Origin of the sequence: Montanilutibacter psychrotolerans, assembly GCF_003719825.1 — a bacterium.
GTDB classification, from domain to species: domain Bacteria; phylum Pseudomonadota; class Gammaproteobacteria; order Xanthomonadales; family Xanthomonadaceae; genus Montanilutibacter; species Montanilutibacter psychrotolerans.
The window spans coordinates 15,401-33,412 of sequence record NZ_RIBS01000001.1 but is presented as its reverse complement, the minus strand read 5'-3'; the positions used below and the strand labels follow the sequence as shown (position 1 = coordinate 33,412).

At 68.7% G+C, this 18,012-nt stretch carries 15 protein-coding genes; 7 read left to right on the top strand and 8 right to left on the bottom strand.

All coding sequences use genetic code 11. The features are described from left to right. Positions 1 to 37 precede the first annotated feature (37 nt). The 3 genes from EER27_RS00135 to EER27_RS00125 all read right to left on the bottom strand — a co-directional run bounded on the left by EER27_RS00135 (position 38) and on the right by EER27_RS00125 (position 5,140). Complete coding sequence (locus EER27_RS00135; protein ID WP_190285574.1) at positions 38 to 2,470, bottom strand: TonB-dependent receptor; 2,433 nt, start codon at positions 2,468 to 2,470, stop codon at positions 38 to 40. Between the two features lie 118 nt (positions 2,471 to 2,588). Then, on the bottom strand, positions 2,589 to 3,782 hold the full coding sequence (locus EER27_RS00130; protein ID WP_223807094.1) for an SO2930 family diheme c-type cytochrome: 1,194 nt from the start codon (positions 3,780 to 3,782) through the stop codon (positions 2,589 to 2,591). 32 nt (positions 3,783 to 3,814) lie between these two features. Continuing rightward, positions 3,815 to 5,140, bottom strand: a complete 1,326-nt coding sequence (locus tag EER27_RS00125) for a parallel beta-helix domain-containing protein (RefSeq protein ID WP_123086014.1) — start codon at positions 5,138 to 5,140, stop codon at positions 3,815 to 3,817. Between the two features lie 128 nt (positions 5,141 to 5,268). Between EER27_RS00125 and EER27_RS00120 the strand changes: the two genes are divergently transcribed. Beyond that, on the top strand, positions 5,269 to 6,345 hold the full coding sequence (locus tag EER27_RS00120; protein ID WP_190285573.1) for an AraC family transcriptional regulator: 1,077 nt from the start codon (positions 5,269 to 5,271) through the stop codon (positions 6,343 to 6,345). 254 nt (positions 6,346 to 6,599) lie between these two features. On the opposite strand, the gene EER27_RS00110 is transcribed toward EER27_RS00120, so the two are convergent. The 5 genes from EER27_RS00110 to EER27_RS00090 form a co-directional block, all read right to left on the bottom strand. After that, positions 6,600 to 6,983 carry a RidA family protein gene (locus EER27_RS00110; RefSeq protein ID WP_123086013.1) on the bottom strand — a complete coding sequence of 128 codons (384 nt, stop codon included), beginning with the start codon at positions 6,981 to 6,983 and terminating at the stop codon, positions 6,600 to 6,602. A gap of 98 nt (positions 6,984 to 7,081) precedes the next feature. Further along, the gene (locus tag EER27_RS00105) at positions 7,082 to 9,265 is read right to left on the bottom strand and encodes a RelA/SpoT family protein (protein WP_123086012.1); all 2,184 of its coding nucleotides are present in this window, start codon (positions 9,263 to 9,265) and stop codon (positions 7,082 to 7,084) included. A gap of 182 nt (positions 9,266 to 9,447) precedes the next feature. Next, positions 9,448 to 9,747: a DNA-directed RNA polymerase subunit omega gene (rpoZ, locus tag EER27_RS00100; RefSeq protein WP_055900332.1), complete on the bottom strand. Its 300-nt coding sequence runs from the start codon at positions 9,745 to 9,747 to the stop codon at positions 9,448 to 9,450. Positions 9,748 to 10,159: 412 nt separating this feature from the next. Then, the gene (gene gmk, locus EER27_RS00095) at positions 10,160 to 10,774 is read right to left on the bottom strand and encodes a guanylate kinase (protein WP_123086011.1); all 615 of its coding nucleotides are present in this window, start codon (positions 10,772 to 10,774) and stop codon (positions 10,160 to 10,162) included. A gap of 131 nt (positions 10,775 to 10,905) precedes the next feature. Then, positions 10,906 to 11,754: a YicC/YloC family endoribonuclease gene (locus EER27_RS00090; protein ID WP_123086620.1), complete on the bottom strand. Its 849-nt coding sequence runs from the start codon at positions 11,752 to 11,754 to the stop codon at positions 10,906 to 10,908. A gap of 200 nt (positions 11,755 to 11,954) precedes the next feature. Between EER27_RS00090 and rph the strand changes: the two genes are divergently transcribed. The 6 genes from rph (at position 11,955) to EER27_RS00060 (ending at position 17,989) form a co-directional block, all read left to right on the top strand. Then, positions 11,955 to 12,680: a ribonuclease PH gene (gene rph / locus EER27_RS00085; protein ID WP_123086619.1), complete on the top strand. Its 726-nt coding sequence runs from the start codon at positions 11,955 to 11,957 to the stop codon at positions 12,678 to 12,680. 135 nt (positions 12,681 to 12,815) lie between these two features. Beyond that, the gene (locus EER27_RS00080; protein ID WP_123086010.1) at positions 12,816 to 13,214 is read left to right on the top strand and encodes a VOC family protein; all 399 of its coding nucleotides are present in this window, start codon (positions 12,816 to 12,818) and stop codon (positions 13,212 to 13,214) included. Continuing rightward, positions 13,211 to 13,828, top strand: a complete 618-nt coding sequence (gene rdgB / locus EER27_RS00075) for an RdgB/HAM1 family non-canonical purine NTP pyrophosphatase (protein WP_123086009.1) — start codon at positions 13,211 to 13,213, stop codon at positions 13,826 to 13,828. The genes EER27_RS00080 and rdgB overlap by 4 nt, the downstream gene beginning before the upstream one ends. 88 nt (positions 13,829 to 13,916) lie before the next feature. Further along, a complete protein-coding gene (gene hemW, locus EER27_RS00070) occupies positions 13,917 to 15,071 on the top strand; it encodes a radical SAM family heme chaperone HemW (protein WP_123086008.1) in 1,155 nt (384 codons plus the stop codon). A 291-nt stretch (positions 15,072 to 15,362) separates the two neighbouring features. Next, positions 15,363 to 17,627: a DUF1631 family protein gene (locus EER27_RS00065; protein WP_123086007.1), complete on the top strand. Its 2,265-nt coding sequence runs from the start codon at positions 15,363 to 15,365 to the stop codon at positions 17,625 to 17,627. Continuing rightward, positions 17,624 to 17,989: a PilZ domain-containing protein gene (locus EER27_RS00060; protein WP_123086006.1), complete on the top strand. Its 366-nt coding sequence runs from the start codon at positions 17,624 to 17,626 to the stop codon at positions 17,987 to 17,989. Before EER27_RS00065 ends, EER27_RS00060 begins: the two co-directional genes overlap by 4 nt. Positions 17,990 to 18,012: the final 23 nt, after the last annotated feature.

The window sequence follows — 18,012 nt, the reverse complement described above, 5'->3', positions numbered from 1 at the left end:
CATGGCCCGATCGCCGGTCTCCCGGCGGACCGGCGGTTCAGTACTGCAACGTCACCTCGAATCCGTACGTGCGCGGCTCGCTGACCGTCGCGCCGACCGTGCCGAACGCGTCCTTGCCGTAGGTGTTAAGCCCGGTCACGTAGCGGTTGTCGGCCAGGTTGTGGCCGTACACGGCCATCCCCAGCCGGCCGCTGGCCGAGCTCCAGCCCAGACGCAGGTCGGTGCGGCTCTGCGCCTCGCCCTGATCCAGCGCGGGGCTGGTTCCACAGGTGGTCTGCGTCTGCGATTCGTCGTTGCAGCGCGTGGCACCGCGGTACGTGTGGCGCGCCGACAGACGCAGGTCGCCGGCATCGCCCAGCTGCCAGCGGTAGCTCGCACCAGCCGCTGCCGAGAAGTACGGCTCGCCGGTCGGCTGGCCGCTGAGGTCGTTGCCACCGATGCCGGTGTAGTCCTTGAACTCCGAGTCGATGAACGCGGCGTTGAAGTCCAGCACGAACGCGTCGGTGGCCTGCCAACGCGTATCGAACTCCAGCCCCCAGGCCTGCAGGTCGCCAGTGTCGACGACGAAGCGCGGAATCACCGTGCTGCTGTCCAGGCGCACCGACTGGCGGTTGCTGTAGACGTAGTGGAACACCGACGCGTTGTACTGCAGGCGCCAGTCCGGAAACGCCTGCTTGATGCCGGCCTCGACGTTCCACACGTCCTCGTTGTCGAAGCTGGAGCCGATCTGCAGCGCGTTGTAGCCGCCGGCCTTGTAGCCCTTGGCCAGCGAGGCGTACACCATCGAACGGTCGTTGAAGTGGTAGTCGACGACGAAGCGCGGGCTGAAATCGCTCCACGACTTGCGGTCACCGTTGAGCCGTCCCTTGTTGAGCATCGCCGGTGGATCGATGAAGGCCAGGTCGAAGACGAATGCCTCGCGCGGCACGCCGACCAGTTGGAAGAACCCGATGGCCTCGAGCTGGTCCAGCGCGGCGTCGAGCGTGGGCGCGTCGCGCTGGTCGTTGAACCAGCTGAAGCGCTTCTCGTCGCGCGTGTAGCGCAGGCCGAAGGTCAGGTTGAGCTTGTCGTTGGCATGCCAGATCACGTCTCCGAAGGCCGCATAGGACTTGGTCGACAACGTGTTGACGAACTTCTCGTTCCACTGGTGGCCGAGCAGGCTGACCGGAATGCCATTGGCCTGTGCGACCTGGGTGAAGAAGTTGAACAGCGTGCCGTCCGGCGTCGCCGCCAGGCCGAGATTGAACACAGCCGTATCCACCGCATCGGTCAGCGTGTTGACCTCGCTGGTCTGGTCGGAATCCTCGGCGAAATAGCTCACGCCGGCCACCCAGTCCAAGCGCGCACTGCTGCCGTTGAACTTGAACTCCTGGTAGACGCTCTCGTTGCTCTCGGTGTTTTCCGAGTCGATGTACAGGTTGACGCGGTTGGTGCCGTCTTCCTCGGTGTGATTGATCGCGTCGTACTGCCGCCACGCCGAGGTGGACGTCAGGTGGCCCCAGGTGAAGGCGTGGTCGACGATCAGGTTGACGCCGTCGAAGGTGCGCCATTCGTCGTTGTCGACGAGGTCATTGAAGGTGTCGACCTTGCGCGGGTCGAGGTAGTCCAATGGGTCCAGCGGTACCGCCGGACGGCCCGGTGCGGGCGGCAGCGGCACGATGCCTGTGGTCGGGCGGGCGTTCTGGTCCAGGCTCTCGTGGTCCCAGCTCAGCACGGCGCTGGTGTTGTCGCCGAGGCCGAGCTTGAACGCGGCGCGCGTGGCCCAGGTGTCTTCGCCGCCGAGATCCTCCCCGGTGGCCGCGTCGCGCAGCCAGCCGTCGCTGTGATTGACCAGCGCGCTCAGCCGCAGCGCGGCGTCCTCGCCGGTGGGCACGTTCACCATCGTCTCGAAGTAGCGCTTTCCATAGTTGCCCACGCGCAGGCGCGCGCGCGCCTCCACTTCGTCGGCCGGGCTGCGGGTCACGATCGAGATCGCACCGGCGGCGGTGTTGCGACCGAACAGGGTGCCCTGCGGCCCCTTCAGCACTTCGATCCGCTCGACATCGGTGAACGGCAGCAGCATGCCACCGCCGCGCCCGGCGTAGACGCCGTCGATGTAGACGCCGACCGCCGGATCGGTGCCGATGCCGAAGTCGTCGGTGCTGATGCCGCGCAACGCGATCGACGACTGCGTCGGCTGCAGGCTGTCGACCACCAGCCCGGGCACGAAGCTGTCCAGGTCGCCAAGGTCTTCCGCGGCCACTTCTTCGATCAGCGCATCGTTGACCACCTGCAACGCGATCGGCACGTCCTGCAACTGCTGCTCGCGGCTCTGCGCGGTGACGATGATGCTGTCGAGCACGGCCGCCTTGTCGCTCGCCGCTTCCCCACTGACGCTGTCCTGCGCGCGCGCCGTTCCCGGTAGCGCAAGTGCAAGCACGCCGCTGGATAGAACCAGCGCAAGCGCGCTGGCGAGCTGGTGTTGTCGCATCGGCATTCCTAACCCCTCCGTTCCCCGTACGTTGATCGTCGCGGTCGTGACGACCACGCTCCCTTGCGTTACTGCCCGATCGCCTTGCTCCCCCTGCGCCGCGGTCCCCCGACCGCGGTCATGTCTCCGAATCGCACCGTCCGTTCTGCGCCCCGATCCACTCGCTTACCAGTGCCACGCCTTCCTCGTGGATCAGGTCGCGCCCCAGCTCGGGCATCATCGCGCCCGGGTCGAGACTGCGCATCCGATACACCAGGATCGATTGGGCCGGTTGTCCCGGCACGATGTCGAAGGTGTGGTCGCCGGTGCCCTGCCCGGCCGCCACCGGCGGCTTGCAGATGCCCAGTTGCCGCGTCGACACGACACTGCTGTCCAGCAGCAGGCCCGAGGTATCGGCCGGGCCGCGCGCGTTGTGGCAGTGGCCGCAGTTGATGTCGAGGTAGGCACGTGCGCGCGCATCGAGGCTCGCGCGTGCGCCATCGCGCCAATCGGCGTTGCGCGGCGTCGCGGCGGCGGCCGGTGCGCCGGTGAGGTAGCCAACCTGTTGCCAGCGCTGCAGCTGCGGTGCACTGCCGTTGGCATAGGCGTAATCCCGATGCAGGTGGCGCGCCTTCGCCCCGATCGGCGCGATCGCGCGCGTGGTGTTGTTGCTGGCGTGGCAGCCCGCGCACTGGTTCTGATCGGGCACCTGGTAGGTGAAGTCCGTGCCACCTCCATCCTGGGCCACCAGTTGCAGCGGCAACGACGCGCCCGCGCGGCTCAGCACGGCCTCGGTCTGGGCGTCGTTCCAGACGTAGGCCAGTGCGGCCCACCCGCCTTCGCGACGCACCAGCAGGCGCGTCTCGATCATCCGTACCCGGGTGAGGTCCAGGCCATCGCCGATGCGCTCGTCGGGCGTGGCATCGGCCTTCAGCACCGCGTTTGCGGCAGCCGCGCCGCCAGCGCGAGGGTAGTAGAACGTCTTGCTGATGATGGTGCCGACCGGGAACGCGAAGCTGTCGTCGGCGCGGTACTGGGCCGCGGTACCGGCCGGCATCCACACCGTGCGCAGCTTGTGTGCGTAGTCGGAGAACAGCGGCGTGTTGAGGTCGTACGGCAGCACGCCGCCTGCCAGCCGCAACCGTGTTCCGTCGGACTGCAGCACGCCCCACTCGGCCAGCGTGCGCGGGCTGCCGTCGGCGTGGAAGCGCACGGGCGCAGGCGATCGCGCGCATGCGCCCAGCAACGCGACGAACAGCAGCGCGACGACCAGCAGCGCGATCGCACGCCACGCGCGGGTGGTTGTCGGTGCCGTCGTCCTGACGCGATGCACGCCCCAGCGGGGCCGGATCGAACCGCCCACGCTCAACCCTGCGGCACCGCGGTGGCGGGAGCGACCGCTGCGGCCGGCGCGGCAACGACGCCCGCACCAGGCGCTGCGGCAGGCGCAGCCAGCGCGATCGCCGGCAAGCGCTGCAGGGTGCACCGGAACGCCGCACCGTCGGGCGCGGCCAGGTCGACGTGGCTGGGATTGGCGTACTTGTTCGGGCCGTCGGCGTTGATCAGCCCGGAGGCATCGCGCACGCAGATCTGCGGGCCGGTGGCGAGCTTGGGATTGGCATAGCCATCCCACAGCACGTCCGGAAGGTGGCCGCCGAGCCCGTACAGCGCCAGCTTCAGCGCCTTCAGGTCGAAGCCGTCGGGCGAATCGCCGCCACCGCTGAAGCGATTGCCGAACACCGCGATCTGCTCCGGATAGGGGTCGTAGTCCTTCGCCACGCCGTACTTGTTCATGTAGCCGGTGGACCAGTAGCTGGAGACGATGACGTTCGCGGTGCGGTTGCCGGCGATGTCGTTGTCGAAGATCTCCACCTTGTCGTTGGAGTTGATCACCACGCCCGAACCGGCCGGCACGCTGGCAACGGCCGCGCCCTTGGCGGCGAAGTTGTCGTGGTTGTTGGCGATCACGCGATTCTTGAAAACACGCGTGGAATGCCCCGGCACCGGCAGGTTGGGCATGTTGAACACCAGGATGCCGCCGGTGTTGCCGGTGGCCAGGTTGTCGTGCACGTCGGCGCCGACGCTGTTCTCGATCTCGATTCCGGCGACGTTGCGCTCCACGCGATTGCGCCGCACGACGATGTTGTTGGACTGGCCCACGTAGATGCCCGCATCGGACGCGCCAATCACCACGCAATCCTCGATCAGCACGTTGCTGGCCTGCACTGGGTACAACCCGTAGGCGCCGTTGCTGGTGTGCGGGCCACGTGTCCATTCGACGCGCACGCCGCGGATGGTGATGTTGTCGCCTTCGTTGACCTTGAGGCCGTCGCCCTTGCTGTCCTCGATCGCGAGATTCTCCAGGGTGAAGTTGCCGGCGTTGACCAACAGCCCCTCGGCGCCACTCTTCTGGCCCTTGAAGCTCAGGATCGTCTTGTCCATGCCCGCGCCGCGCAGGGTGACGCCATCGACGCGCAGGCTGAGGCTGCGATCGAACACATGGCGGCCGGCCGGGATCTCGATCACGTCGCCGGGCTTTGCGTCGAGCAGGCGCTCCTGCAGCTTCGCCTGGTACCCGCCGTCGACCGGTGCGGTCGCCGTCGGCGCCTGCTGCTGGCATGCCGTTGCCAGCACCGCCACCGCCAATGCCGTCATCTTCGCGCGCGTCGCCGCGGTCTTCGCCTTGCCCATGCCGTCCTCCGTTCCGTCCGTTCCGATACGGCCAGTCCCGCGCCGCCCCATCCCGCAGTCTCCCGTTTCGCGACGACCCGCATGGAGGGCCGGGCAGGCATACTCAGGGGGGGAAACCGGACATTCGAATGACCGACAACCATCCACCCGTGCAGTCGTCCACCACGCGTCCGCCCGTCGCGCGCAAGCCCGTCGACGACGCGCGCCTGCACGCCACGGTGCTGCGCACCGGCGTGCTGGCCGGGCTGACCGAGTACGCCGCCGAGCTGGGCGTGCCCTGCGACCACTGGTTCACCGGGCTGCGACTGGACCGGACGCAAGTCTGCGATCCCGACGTGCGCGTGTCGTACCGCCAGGCCAGCCAGATCCTCCATCGCGCGCTGGCGACGCTGCCGCACGCCGACCTGGGCCTGCGCATGGGCTGCCGCCAGGGCGTTGGCAACTTCGGCGTGGTCGGGTTGGCGGTGATCACCGCGGCGAACTTCGGCGAGGGCATGCGCATCGGCGTCGAGTACTCGCGCGCGATCGGCACGTTGATGGCGCTCGATCTGGAATCCAACGGCCATGGCGAAGTGGCGATGCGCGCGCGCATGAACGAGCCCGATCCCGCCATCGAGCCGTTCTGCTGTGAGGAACTGTTCGCCAGCTCGCTGATGCTGGCGCGCACGATGGCCGGCCCGGACTTCGCGCCGCTGCGCATCGAGCTGGCTTACCCCGCGCCGGCGTACGCCAGTCAGTACAGCGAGGTGTTCGGCTGTCCGGCGCACTTCGGCGCCACAGGCAATCGCCTCGTGATCGACGAGGCGTGGCTGGCCAAGCCGCTGAGCAGCCACAACACGCTGACGGCGCGGCTGGCACTGTCGTTGTGTCGAGAGCAGATGCCGGCCAGCGACGCCGGTGACGAGACCATTGCCGCGGTCGAACGGCTGCTGCGCGCGCGCCTGCGAGACAACCCCGGCGTGGCGGAGATCGCCGCCGCGCTGCACCTCACCGAACGCACCCTCAGGCGTCACCTGCTGCTGGCCGGCAGCAGCTTCAAAGCCATCCACGACCGCCTGCGTTGCGAACGCGCATTGGAGCTGCTGCGCGAGCACCGCCTCACCATTGCCCAGGTCGGCGCATCGATCGGGTTCCGGGACGCGCGCGAGTTCCGCCGCGCGTTCAAGCGTTGGACGGGCGAAGCACCGCGCAACGCACGCGGGTAACGGCGGTGCGTGGCGGTGTGTGGCGCGGCGTGGTGCACGCGCTGGAAAACCCGCCATCGCGGGACTCGTAGTTGCCGGACCCGCGCCCGATAAGCTTCGTGCCGCGTCGCGGCGGATTGACGGTGCGGATGCCGCATCGTGGCGAAGCGCCGCGACGGAAGTTGCGCGCGATGGGTATCGCTTCGCTCAACCCATCCTACGACCGCGGGTGGGGTTTGCCTCGCTCACCCCAGCCCATGTGCCGTGCGCGGGTTTCAGCGCAGCACGAGCACCGCGTCGACTTCGAACACGGCGCCGCGCGGCAGGCCGGCGACCTCGACCGTCGAGCGCGCCGGGTACGGCGCATCGAAGTAGTCGCTCATCACCGCATTGACCGCGGCGAAATCGCCCAGGTCCGTCAGGTACAGGCCAAGCCGGGCGATCTGTGCGAGCGAGCCACCGGCCGCTTCGCACACCGCCTGCAGGTTGTCGAACGCGCGCCGCGCCTGCGCGGTGATGTCGCCTTCGACCAGCAGGCCGCTGGACGGGTCGAGCGGAATCTGCCCCGACAGGTACACCGTGTCGTTGACGCGCACGGCCTGCGAGTACGGGCCGATGGCAGCGGGGGCTCGGTCGGTGTGGATGATTTCTCGGCTCATGTCGTCGGTCGGCAGGGGTGGGCCGTGAATCGTAGCGGCAACCACGCGACCTGTCCGCCCACGCACGACGGTACGGCGCCACCAGGGCGCTACTGGCCCTAGATGCGCGTGACGCCGAGCACCACGTTGAGCCGGCGCACGCGACGGATCACGTCAGCCAGATGACGACGGTCGCTGACCTCGATGGCGAATCGCATCACGGCCATGTTGGTGTCGCGGTCGAGGTACTCGATGCGGTCGATGTTGGAATCGGCATCGGCGATCGCCGCGGCCACCTGTGCCAGTGCGCCGGGGCGGTTGTCGACTTCGATCTTGAGCGCGGCACCGAAATCGCCCGCCACCTCGCGGTCCCAGCCGATCGGGACCCAGCGATCGGGCGACTTGCGGTACTCGGCCACGTTCGGGCAGTCGAGCCGGTGCACCACGATGCCCTTGCCGGCGGTGTGATACCCCATGATCTCGTCGCCGGGCAACGGCAGGCAGCAGTTCGCGAAGCTGATCACGCCACGCTCGGCGCCGGTGATCAGGATCTTGTCGGTGGTCGAGGGTCGGTGGTCGAGGCGACGGCGCTGCGGCTTGCCGGGCGCCTCGCGCAACAGCGCCAGCGCCACCTGCTGCGGCATCCGGTTGCCAAGCGCGATGTCAGCCAGCAGCGCCTCGAGGCGCTGGTAGCGGTGCTCTGTGAGGAAGGCCTCCAGGCGCGGCGCGGGCACGCGCTCGAGCGAGGTCTCCAGCGCTTCCAGCGCGCGGTCCAGCATGCGGTGGCCGAGTTGCACGGCGTCCTCGTGGCCCAGCTGCTTGAGCTGCTGGCGGATCGAGGTGCGCGCCTTGCCCGACACCACGAACTCCAGCCACTGTGGCTTGGGCGTGGACGACTTGGCGGTGACGATCTCCGCGCGCTGGCCGCTGGCCAGGCGCGTGCGCAACGGCACCAGCTTGCCGTCGACGCGCGCGGCGACCGCTCGGTTGCCCACGTCGGTGTGCACCGCGTAGGCAAAGTCCAGCGCGGTGGCATTGCGCGGCAACGACAGGATGTCGCCCTTGGGCGTGAACAGGTAGACCTCGTCCGGGAACAGGTCGACCTTGACGTTCTCCAGGAACTCCAGCGACGAGCCGGTGCCCTGCTGCGATTCGACGAGATTGGCGATCCAGCTGTGCGCGCGGCTCTGCGCGCTGTTGGGGCCTTCGCCGCCGTGCTTGTACGACCAGTGCGCGGCGATGCCGCGTTCGGCGATCAGGTCCATCTCCTCGGTGCGCAGCTGAACTTCCACCGGGGAGCCGTACGGACCGAACAACACCGTGTGCAGCGACTGGTAGCCGTTGGCCTTGGGGATGGCGATGAAGTCGCGGAAGCGCGCGTCGAGCGGTTTGTAGGCCGCGTGCACGACACCGAGCGCGTGGTAACAGTCCGGTACCGACCGCAGCACCACGCGGAATCCGAACACGTCCATCACCTGGGCGAAATTCTTGTGCTCGCCGCGCATCTTCGTGTAGATGCTCCACGGCGACTTCACCCGGCTGATCAACCGGTGCACCAGCTTCTCCTTGGCCAGGCGCTGGGCGAGGTGGCCTTCGATCTGGACCAGCGACTCGCGCCGAACCACCGGCTGGGTGCGGATGCGCTTGGCGATCACCGCATGCCGCCAGGGGTGCAGCGCGCGAAAGCCCAGGTCCTGCAGTTCGGCCTTGATCAGGTTCATGCCCAGGCGCTGCGCGATCGGTGCGTAGATCTCGAGCGTCTCGCGGGCGATGCGTTCGCGCGCCTCGGGATTCTGGGCACCGAGCGTGCGCATGTTGTGCAGGCGGTCGGCGAGCTTGATCAGGATCACCCGCAGGTCGCGCGACATCGCCAGCAGCATCTTGCGGAAACTTTCCGCGGCCGCTTCCTGGCGGTCGCGGAACTGCAGCTTGTCGAGCTTGGTGACGCCGTCGACCAGCTCCGCCACCGTCTCGCCGAATTCCTTGGCCAGGCAGTCGCGGGTGACCGGCGTGTCCTCGATGGTGTCGTGCAGGATCGCCGCGACCAGGGTCTCCACGTCGAGGCCCTGCTCGGCCAGCACCTTCGCCACCGCCACCGGATGGGTGATGTAGGGCTCGCCGGACTTGCGGGTCTGTCCGGCATGGGCCGCCGCGCCGATCGCCCAGGCGCGTCGCAACAACTCGCGCTGCGGCACCGGCAGGTAGTCGGCCGAGCGTTCCAGCTCCAGCACGTAGTCCGGCAACGCCGCGTCATCGAACGCAGGGGTCGTGGACAAGCTGAGGGCGGTCTCGGTTGGGGTCATGTCTGGAATCTACGCGTCCAATGCAGCGCGGCGCAACGCGCTGGGCGGCGACGCGGTCCGGTCAGGGCATACCTGCCTGGCAGGCCCTCCAAAACAAAGGCCCCGCACATGGCGGGGCCTGGTTGCCGATGCTGTCGATCGCCGTGGCGATCATCGCGACCGTTGCCGGCCGCGCATCGGACTCAGTCGTCGCCCTTGGACAGGTCGTCGTCGGCCACCACTTCGGCGGCAGCCCACTCCAGCGCCTCGCGCTCCTTGCGCTCGCGCTCGGACTTCTCGACCGCGTCGATGTACTCGGGGTTGATCTGGCGGGCTGCGATCTCACGCAGGGCAAGCACGGTGGGCTTGTCGTTGGCTTCGCTGTTGTCGAGCTGCGGCTCGACGCCATTGGCCAGCTGGCGGGCGCGCTTGGCGGCCAGCATGACGAGTTCGAAGCGGTTGTCGACCACTTCCAGACAATCTTCAACGGTGATGCGGGCCATGGGGCTCCCGGCGGCCGTACGGCCAGCCATGAATTACAGAAAGGGGTGGGGATTTTAGCTGCGCGCGCCCCGCAAAGGCAAGTTTCCGGGAACCGGGCGCCTTGCGAATCAGGAAGTTATGCCAACGATGCCCCGCCTGGCCGCCCTCCTGGATACCCCGCCCACCTGCCAGCTGAATGCGAACCAGAGCCCCCGCCCGCCTGCGGGGGCGTGCGGTGGCGTTCCACTGCAACCCGTCGGGCGACGGCGGCGACTGTGAACCAGAAGCCGGAACGCGGAATCGTCCAGCCGGCCGGCGTGGCGGGGCAGGCACCCGAGATGCGCGCCGGACATTGAGAAGCCCAGTCCGATCACCCTGGTCTGCGTCGGTCACACGGTCACGGCGCTGCCGCGGCAAGACGCCGCAGGAATGCTACTCGGCCAACAGCGCGGTGATCAGGCGCGAGTGGCGAGCCACCTGCTGATCGCGACGCAAGCGGCTGGCGGTGAAGATCGCGCACATTTCATCCACGGCGACCGCGAAGTGCTCGTTGACGACCACGTAGTCGAACTCGCCGTAATGCGACATCTCCTCGCGCGCGGCCGCCAGGCGCTGGGCCATGACCTGTTCGGTGTCCTGCCCGCGACTGCGCATGCGCTGATCCAGCGCCTCACGCGAGGGCGGCAGGATGAACACGCTGATCGCATCGGCCACCTTGGCGCGCACCTGTCGCGCACCCTGCCAGTCGATCTCCAGCAGCACGTCCTTGCCGGCCGCCAACTGCGGCTCCACCGACTGGCGCGCCGTGCCCTTCCAGTCGCCGTGGACGAGCGCGTGCTCGAAGAAGTCGCCGGCCTCGACCATGCGCTCGAACTCGGCGGCGCTGACGAAGTGGTAATGCTCGGCGTGACGCTCGCCTGGGCGAGGTGCCCGCGAGGTGAACGAGATTGACAGGGCAATGTTGGCATCGCGCGCCAGCACCGCGTTGACGATGCTGGACTTCCCGGCTCCCGAAGGCGCAGCAACGATGTAAAGGGTTCCGCGCATAGGGTCGGCAATCAGTGTCTGGAAGCGTGAGGGCTGGGAATTCGTCAACGGCGGCAACGGGATTGGCGGAAGCATTGGCGGTTCGCGCCATCACGATACCTGCCCCGTCGTTCCCCGTTCCCCCGGGTGGACTACTCGATGTTCTGGATCTGCTCGCGGACCTGGTCGATCAGCACCTTCAGCTCGACCGCGGCAGCGGAGCTGCGCGCGTCAACGGACTTGGAGCCCAGGGTGTTGGCCTCGCGGTTGAACTCCTGCAGCAGGAAGTCCAGGCGGCGACCGACGGCCTCGCGCAGCTTCAGCACGCGACGCGCTTCGGACACGTGCGCGTCGAGGCGGTCGAGCTCTTCATCGACGTCGAGCTTCTGCAGCCAGATCACCAACTCCTGCTCCAGGCGGCCCGGGTCGGCAGGCTGCGCCAGGTCGGCCAGGCGGGTTTCGAGCTTGGTGCGCTGGCCGATGCGGATCTGCGGCATCAGCGTGCGGACGTCCGCGGCGATGCGGGCGATGCCATCGACGCGCTCGCCGATCACGGCCGCGAGCTTGCCGCCCTCACGCTCGCGCGCGGCGACGAATTCGTCGAGGGTTTCGTCCAGCAGCGCGATCGCCTGGGCCTGCAGCGCCGCCGGGTCGCCGGCGGGTGCCTGCAGCACGCCGGGGAACTGCAGCAACTGGGTGAAATCGGTGTGCAGCCCCGGAAAGCGCGCGGCCATGTCGATGGCCAGGTCGCCCAGTTCGCGAAGGCGGGTCGGGTTGATCTGCAGCTCGTTGGCGCCTTCCGGTGCGCGCAGCCGCAGGGTCAGGTCGACCTTGCCGCGGCTGATGCGCGTGGCCACCCGCTCGCGCAGCATCGGCTCGAGCGAGCGCAGCTCGTCGTGCAGGCGCACGCCCACTTCGAGAAAACGGTGGTTCACCGAGCGCAGCTCGCAACCGAGCGTGCCCCATTCGGTTACGCGTTCGGCACTGGCAAACGCGGTCATGCTGCGGATCGACATGCTTGCTCCTGGAACGGCGTGGCGCCGCGCAAAGCGGCTTGCAGCCACGCTGCGGGAAGCGCCCGGACGGGCGCGGCGGCCTCCGCCGGAGGTTCCGGCAGGGGCGCGAGGGGGCGAATGGTAAACTCGCGCGCCCCTTCCAAGGTAATCGCGCGATGACAACCGGCACCACTGCCGCCCCCGACCTGACCGTGGCACGTCCCAGCGGCCGCGCTCCCGGACAGCTGCGCGAGGTCCGCATCCAGCGCGGCTACACCCAGCACGCCGAAGGCTCGGTGCTGGTCAGCTTCGGCGACACCCGCGTGCTGTGCACGGCCAGCGTCGAGAACCGCGTGCCCGCCTTCCTGCGCGGCAAGGGCGAAGGCTGGGTCACGGCCGAGTACGGCATGCTGCCGCGCGCCACGCACACCCGTTCCGATCGCGAGGCCGCGCGCGGCAAGCAGGGCGGACGCACGCTGGAGATCCAGCGCCTGATCGGCCGCAGCCTGCGCGCCTGCATCGACCGCAAGGCGCTGGGCGAACGCACCATCACGCTCGACTGCGACGTCCTGCAGGCCGACGGCGGCACCCGCACCGCGGCGATCACCGGCGCGTACGTGGCGCTGGTCGACGCAGTGCAGTGGCTGATCAAGCGTGGCGAGATCAAACGCGATCCGATCTTCGGTGCGATCGCCGCAGTGTCGGTGGGCATCTACCGTGGCGTGCCGGTGGTCGACCTGGACTACGCTGAAGACAGCGACTGCGACACCGACATGAACGTGGTGATGAACGACGGCGGCGGCTTCATCGAGCTGCAGGGCACTGCCGAAGGCCATGCGTTCCGTCGCGAGGAACTGGCCGCCATGACCGCGCTGGCCGAAGCGGGCATCGCCGAACTCGTGTCCAAGCAACGCGAGGCGCTGGCGGGCTGAACCGCGTCCAGCCCCACGCGGGCCGGCGCCGGACCTGTCACGACTGCCGCACGGTCGCGCCCGGCTCGAACCGGGGGCGATGCGTGCGCTCGATCCCACTGCATGCCCCCACGCCACGACCCGGAGCGCCACGCCATGCCCCAGACCATCGGCTACTTCACCCTGCTGGTGCGCGACTACGACGCGGCCATCGCGTGGTTCACCGGCGTGCTCGGCTTCGAACTGCGCGAGGACACCGACCTGGGCAACGGCAAGCGCTGGGTGCGCGTGACGCCACCGGGTTCGGGCGCGAACGCGACGGGCCTGCTGCTGGCGCGCGCGGTGGGCGACGCCCAGATCGCCCGCATCGGCGACCAGACCGGCGGCCGGGTCGGCTACTTCCTGCACAGCGACGACTTCGACCGCGACTTCGCCGCCATGACCGCGCGCGGCGTCCGCTTCCTGGAGGCACCGCGGCGCGAGGCCTACGGCAGCGTCGCGGTGTTCGAAGATCTGTGTGGCAATCGTTGGGACCTGTTGGAGCACAAGGCATGAAACGACTGGTAATCGCCAGCAGCAACCGCGGCAAGCTCGCCGAGTTCAACGCGCTGTTGCACGACAGCGGTTTTGATTGCGTCACGCAGGGCGAGCTGGGGGTCGAGGACATCGAGGAGACCGGGCTCACCTTTGTCGAGAACGCGCTGCTGAAGGCGCGCCACGCTTCGCGCGTGACCGGCCTGCCGGCGCTGGGCGACGACTCGGGGCTGTGCGTGGATGCTCTGGACGGCGCACCCGGCCTGTACTCGGCGCGCTACGCCGGAGGCCATGGCAACGCCGAGGCCAACATCGACAAGCTGCTCGCCGCACTGAGCGACGTGCCGCAGACGCAACGCGGCGCGCACTTCTATGCGGTGATCGTGCTGGTCCGCCATGCCGACGATCCGCAACCCCTGATCGCCGAGGGCGAATGGCACGGCCGCGTGCTCGAAGCACGGCGTGGCGACGGCGGCTTCGGGTACGACCCGGTGTTCCTGGACACGGTGAACGGCGTTTCGGCAGCCGAGATCGCGCCCGCACTGAAAAACGCCATCAGCCACCGCGGCCTGGCGCTGGCCAGCCTGCGACAGAAGCTGGCGCGACGTGCCCAGGGCGAGGTCGAGCGCGCATAGGCCGGGTAAGCCGAGGCCCCGCGGGAATGCGGGCTCGGGAGCCCGCCGCCGTTCACTTCCCCGGCCGGCCCGGTGGGACAATATCGCCATGCTGACCACCCCACCGCTGTCCCTGTACGTCCACGTTCCGTGGTGCGTGCGCAAATGCCCGTACTGCGACTTCAACTCGCACGAGGGCCGCGGCGAGCTGCCGTTCGCCGCGTACGTCGATGCCCTGCTGGCCGACCTCGACCACGACCTGCCGCTGGTGTGGGGGCGCGTGGTGCACAGCGTCTTCTTCGGCGGCGGCACGCCCAGCCTCATGCCGCCGGAGTTCATCGACCGCTTCCTGCAGGGCGCGAGCAGCCGCCTGCGCATGGCGCCGGGATGCGAGATCACGCTGGAGACCAACCCGGGCACGGCCGAGCACGGGCGCTTCGGGGGCTATCGCGCCGCGGGCGTGAATCGGCTGAGCTTCGGCATCCAGAGTTTCGACGACGGTTGCCTGAAGCGGTTGGGCCGCATCCACGACGCAGCGCAGGCCGATGCCGCGGTCAAGCTCGCCCAGGACGCCGGCTTCGACAACTTCAACCTCGATCTCATGTATGCCCTGCCCGGCCAGACGCTGGCGATGGCCGAACGCGACCTGGAGCGCGCGTTCGCGCTGCAGCCCACGCACGTGTCGCACTACCAGCTCACGCTGGAACCCAACACCGTGTTCGCCGCGCGCCCACCGGCCGGCATCCCCGCCGAGGACGACAGCTGGGACATGCAGGAACATTGCCAGGCGATGCTGGCCGCCGCCGGCTATGGGCAGTACGAGGTCAGTGCCTACGCCCAGCCCGAGCGTCAGTGCGCCCACAACCTCAACTACTGGAAGTACGGCGACTACCTCGGCATCGGCGCCGGGGCGCACGCCAAGATCACCCTGGGCAGCGAACAGGACATCCTGCGACGCTGGAAGCTCAAGCATCCGACGGCCTACCTCGCCCACGCCGGCACCGATGCCGCGATCGGCGGCGACGAGCGCATCACCCTGCAGCGGCGGCCCTTCGAGTTCATGCTCAACGCGCTGCGACTGGTCGATGGCTTCAGCCTCACCCGTTTCGAGGCCTCCACCGGTCTGCCCCGGGCGCAGATCGGCGCGCAACTGGCGCAGGCCGAGGCGAACGGTTGGCTTGCGATCGAGGCCGACCTCGTCCGCCCGACCGAACTGGGCCGACGTTTCACCAACGACGTGGTTGCGCTGTTCCTCGGCGACTGATCTCCCTGCCGCGTCCGGCGCAACGCCGGGCAACGTTTTGTGCGACTGCGGCGCCGATACCGCGCCGCGGGGCCTAGCGGCATCCGCCACGTGGCAACCACACCGGCCCCGAAGGCGCCCCCCGCAATTCGGGGTTTACGCATGGCGCCAAGCGGCCTAGTCTGAACGGGCCTGCGGGGCCTCCTCGTTGGACAGCAAGGCCGCCACACCGCAGGTCGTCGCAGCGCCGCCCAGTTGGCGGACACCGCGGCGTCATGGTCTGATCGCCGTTCCGGCCCCCGGGAAAAACGCATGTCCACGCTGCCGCCACCAACCGCGCCGATGCGACCGACATCCCCCCGCCAAAGCCTGCCCCGACGCGTCCAGCGCACGCTGGACCATCTGCACGACTTCCTGGCCGAAGAACTGGGCCGGCACGTCGAGAAGATGCTCGACTACCACATCCACCACCTGCTGCGACAAGCCGAGCAGACCACGATGCCGGTCCTGCAGGCGCACCGCATGACCGCGCTGGAACAGGTCCAGGCCAACCGCGGGGCGCTCAGGCCGCGTCTGTTCGGCGAACTGGGCGAGGCCTTCGCCGCCCTGCGCACGCCGGAGCTGGAAGAAATCCGCGGTGTCCAGGACGCCATCGCGCCCATCGTGTCCCGCGAGTTGCGGCTGGTGGACGAAAGCGTGGCCAACGAATCGGCCGTTCTTCGCGCGATCGCCGCACGCCAGGAAGCACGCGCCGGATTGTCACTGATGCTGCTGGGAATGCGCTTCGGCGTGCTGGCCGCCACGCCTGCGTTCGATGCCGAGCGGCTGCCGGTGGGGCCACGCCAGCTCGGCCTGATGCTCTCGCGCGCCAGCAGCCACGCGCTGCAACTGGACGAAGCGGCACGCATCGAGCTGTACGAGAGCTTTGAAACCACCGTCATGAGCGAGTACGCGCAGATGGTGGACACCATGAACGCGCTGCTCGCCCGCGAAAACGTCCTGCCGTCGCTGTCGTTCGTTCCACTGCGAGCCCGGCCCAGGGCGCAGAACGAACCCGTGCAGACGGCACACGCCAAACGTCAACTGTCGGCGGCGCCGTCGGGCGTCGTCGCGCCGCGCGCGCACACGGGCTGGTTCGGCGATGCGGAGGCCGATTCTCCCTCCGTCGAGGACGCCGCGATGGCGCGGCTGAGCGAACTGCTGATGCGTCGCCGCGAGCTGGCGGGGGCGAAGGGCGAAAACAACGGCGACCCCACGCCCACCATCGCCACCGACGCCCTCACCGAGACGCTGGAACGCCAGCAGGCGCGGATCGCGTCGGGGCACGCCGGTGGCGCGCGCACGCCCGACGACATTCGCCTGGATGTCCTGGCGCAGGGCCGCCAGCAGGCCGGCCACGCCATCCGCCTGTCGCGCGAGGACAACGATGCGTTCGAACTGGTGTCGATGCTGTACGACCAGATCGGACGCGAGCTGCGGGCGGGCACCTCGAGCACCTCCCTGCTCGAACGACTGCAGGTGCCGCTGCTGCGCGTGGCGCTGCGCGACCAGGCTTTCTTCGTGCACCACCAGCACCCCGCGCGGCGCCTGCTCGACGTGGTGGCCGAGGCCGGTGCGAACTGGATCAGCGAGGACGAGGTCGACCCGCAGCTGGACACGCAGCTGCACCGTGCCGTCAACCACGTGGTGCAGAACTACCACGGCGATGCGTCGGTGTTTGCCGAGGCCAACCAGCCGCTGCAGGAACACCTCCAGCTGATGGCGCGCAAGGCGGAGATCGCCGAACGCCGCCACGTGGAGGCGGCGCGCGGCAAGGAGAAGCTGGAGCTGGCCAAGCAGCGCGCCGGCGAGATCATCGTCGACAGCCTCCACGGACGCGAGGTGCCGCCGTTCGTGCGCCGCTTGCTGCAGCAACCGTGGCAGGAGGCGCTCACCCTGACCTTGCTGCGCAATGGTGAAGGTTCCCCGCAGTGGCGGTCGCTACGCCAGATCACCGACCAGATCGTCGATGTGTGCAGCGGTGAACAGGAAGCACCACCGGATCTGTGTGGCCATGTCGAACAGGCGCTGGAGCTGGTGGGCTACCAGGGCGACGATGCGCTGGTGATCGCGCGGCGTCTCACCGCCATCGCCGAGACCGCCGACGATCCGGTCTCGCGTACCGAACTGGCGATGCGACTCAAGGCGCGCACGCGCCTTGGCGAACTGCCCGACGCCCTGCGCGGCGCCCCGACGGCGCCGCGTACGCCCGAGGCGCAGGCCTGCTTCGATCAGCTGCGCACGCTGCCATTCGGCAGCTGGCTGGAGTTCGCCGGGACCGGAGAATCGGACGTGGTGCGGCGGCGACTGGCCTGGTACAGCCCGGTCACCGAGAGCGCACTGTTCGTGAATCAGCGGGGCCAGCGGATCGGCGAACAGAGCCTGGACAGCGTGGCGCGCCTGATGGCGCAGGGCCTGGTCCGGGTGGTACCTGCAACCTGCGCGAGCCTGGTCGACAGGGCCTGGCAGGTGGAGATGATGACGCTGCGCAGCCTCAACGACCTCGCCGAACCGAATCAGGACAGGGCCCCCGAATGAACCAGGAATTCCGTCGGGTACATCGCCATCCCATCGCCGAGCTGGTGCCGGTCACCGACACGATGACCGATCACGTGGTTGGCCAACTGGGCAACCTTTCCGAAACGGGCATGCTGCTGATCGCCAACAAGGCGCTTGTCGACGATGCGCTGTACCAGTTCCGCTTCAATCTCTCCGTGCCGGGCGAGCCGATAACCACGATCGAAGCAGGTGCGCACGTGTTGTGGCAGGAACAGGAAAGCGCGTCGGGGCAGACCTGGATCGGCCTGCGCTTCATCACCCTGCTCGACAGCCAGTTGACGCAGCTGCAGCGCTGGCTGCAACTGAATCGCGCCAAGAGCGGATTCGCCGCACGCAGGTAAGGGGCGTGTCCGGAGCCTGACGA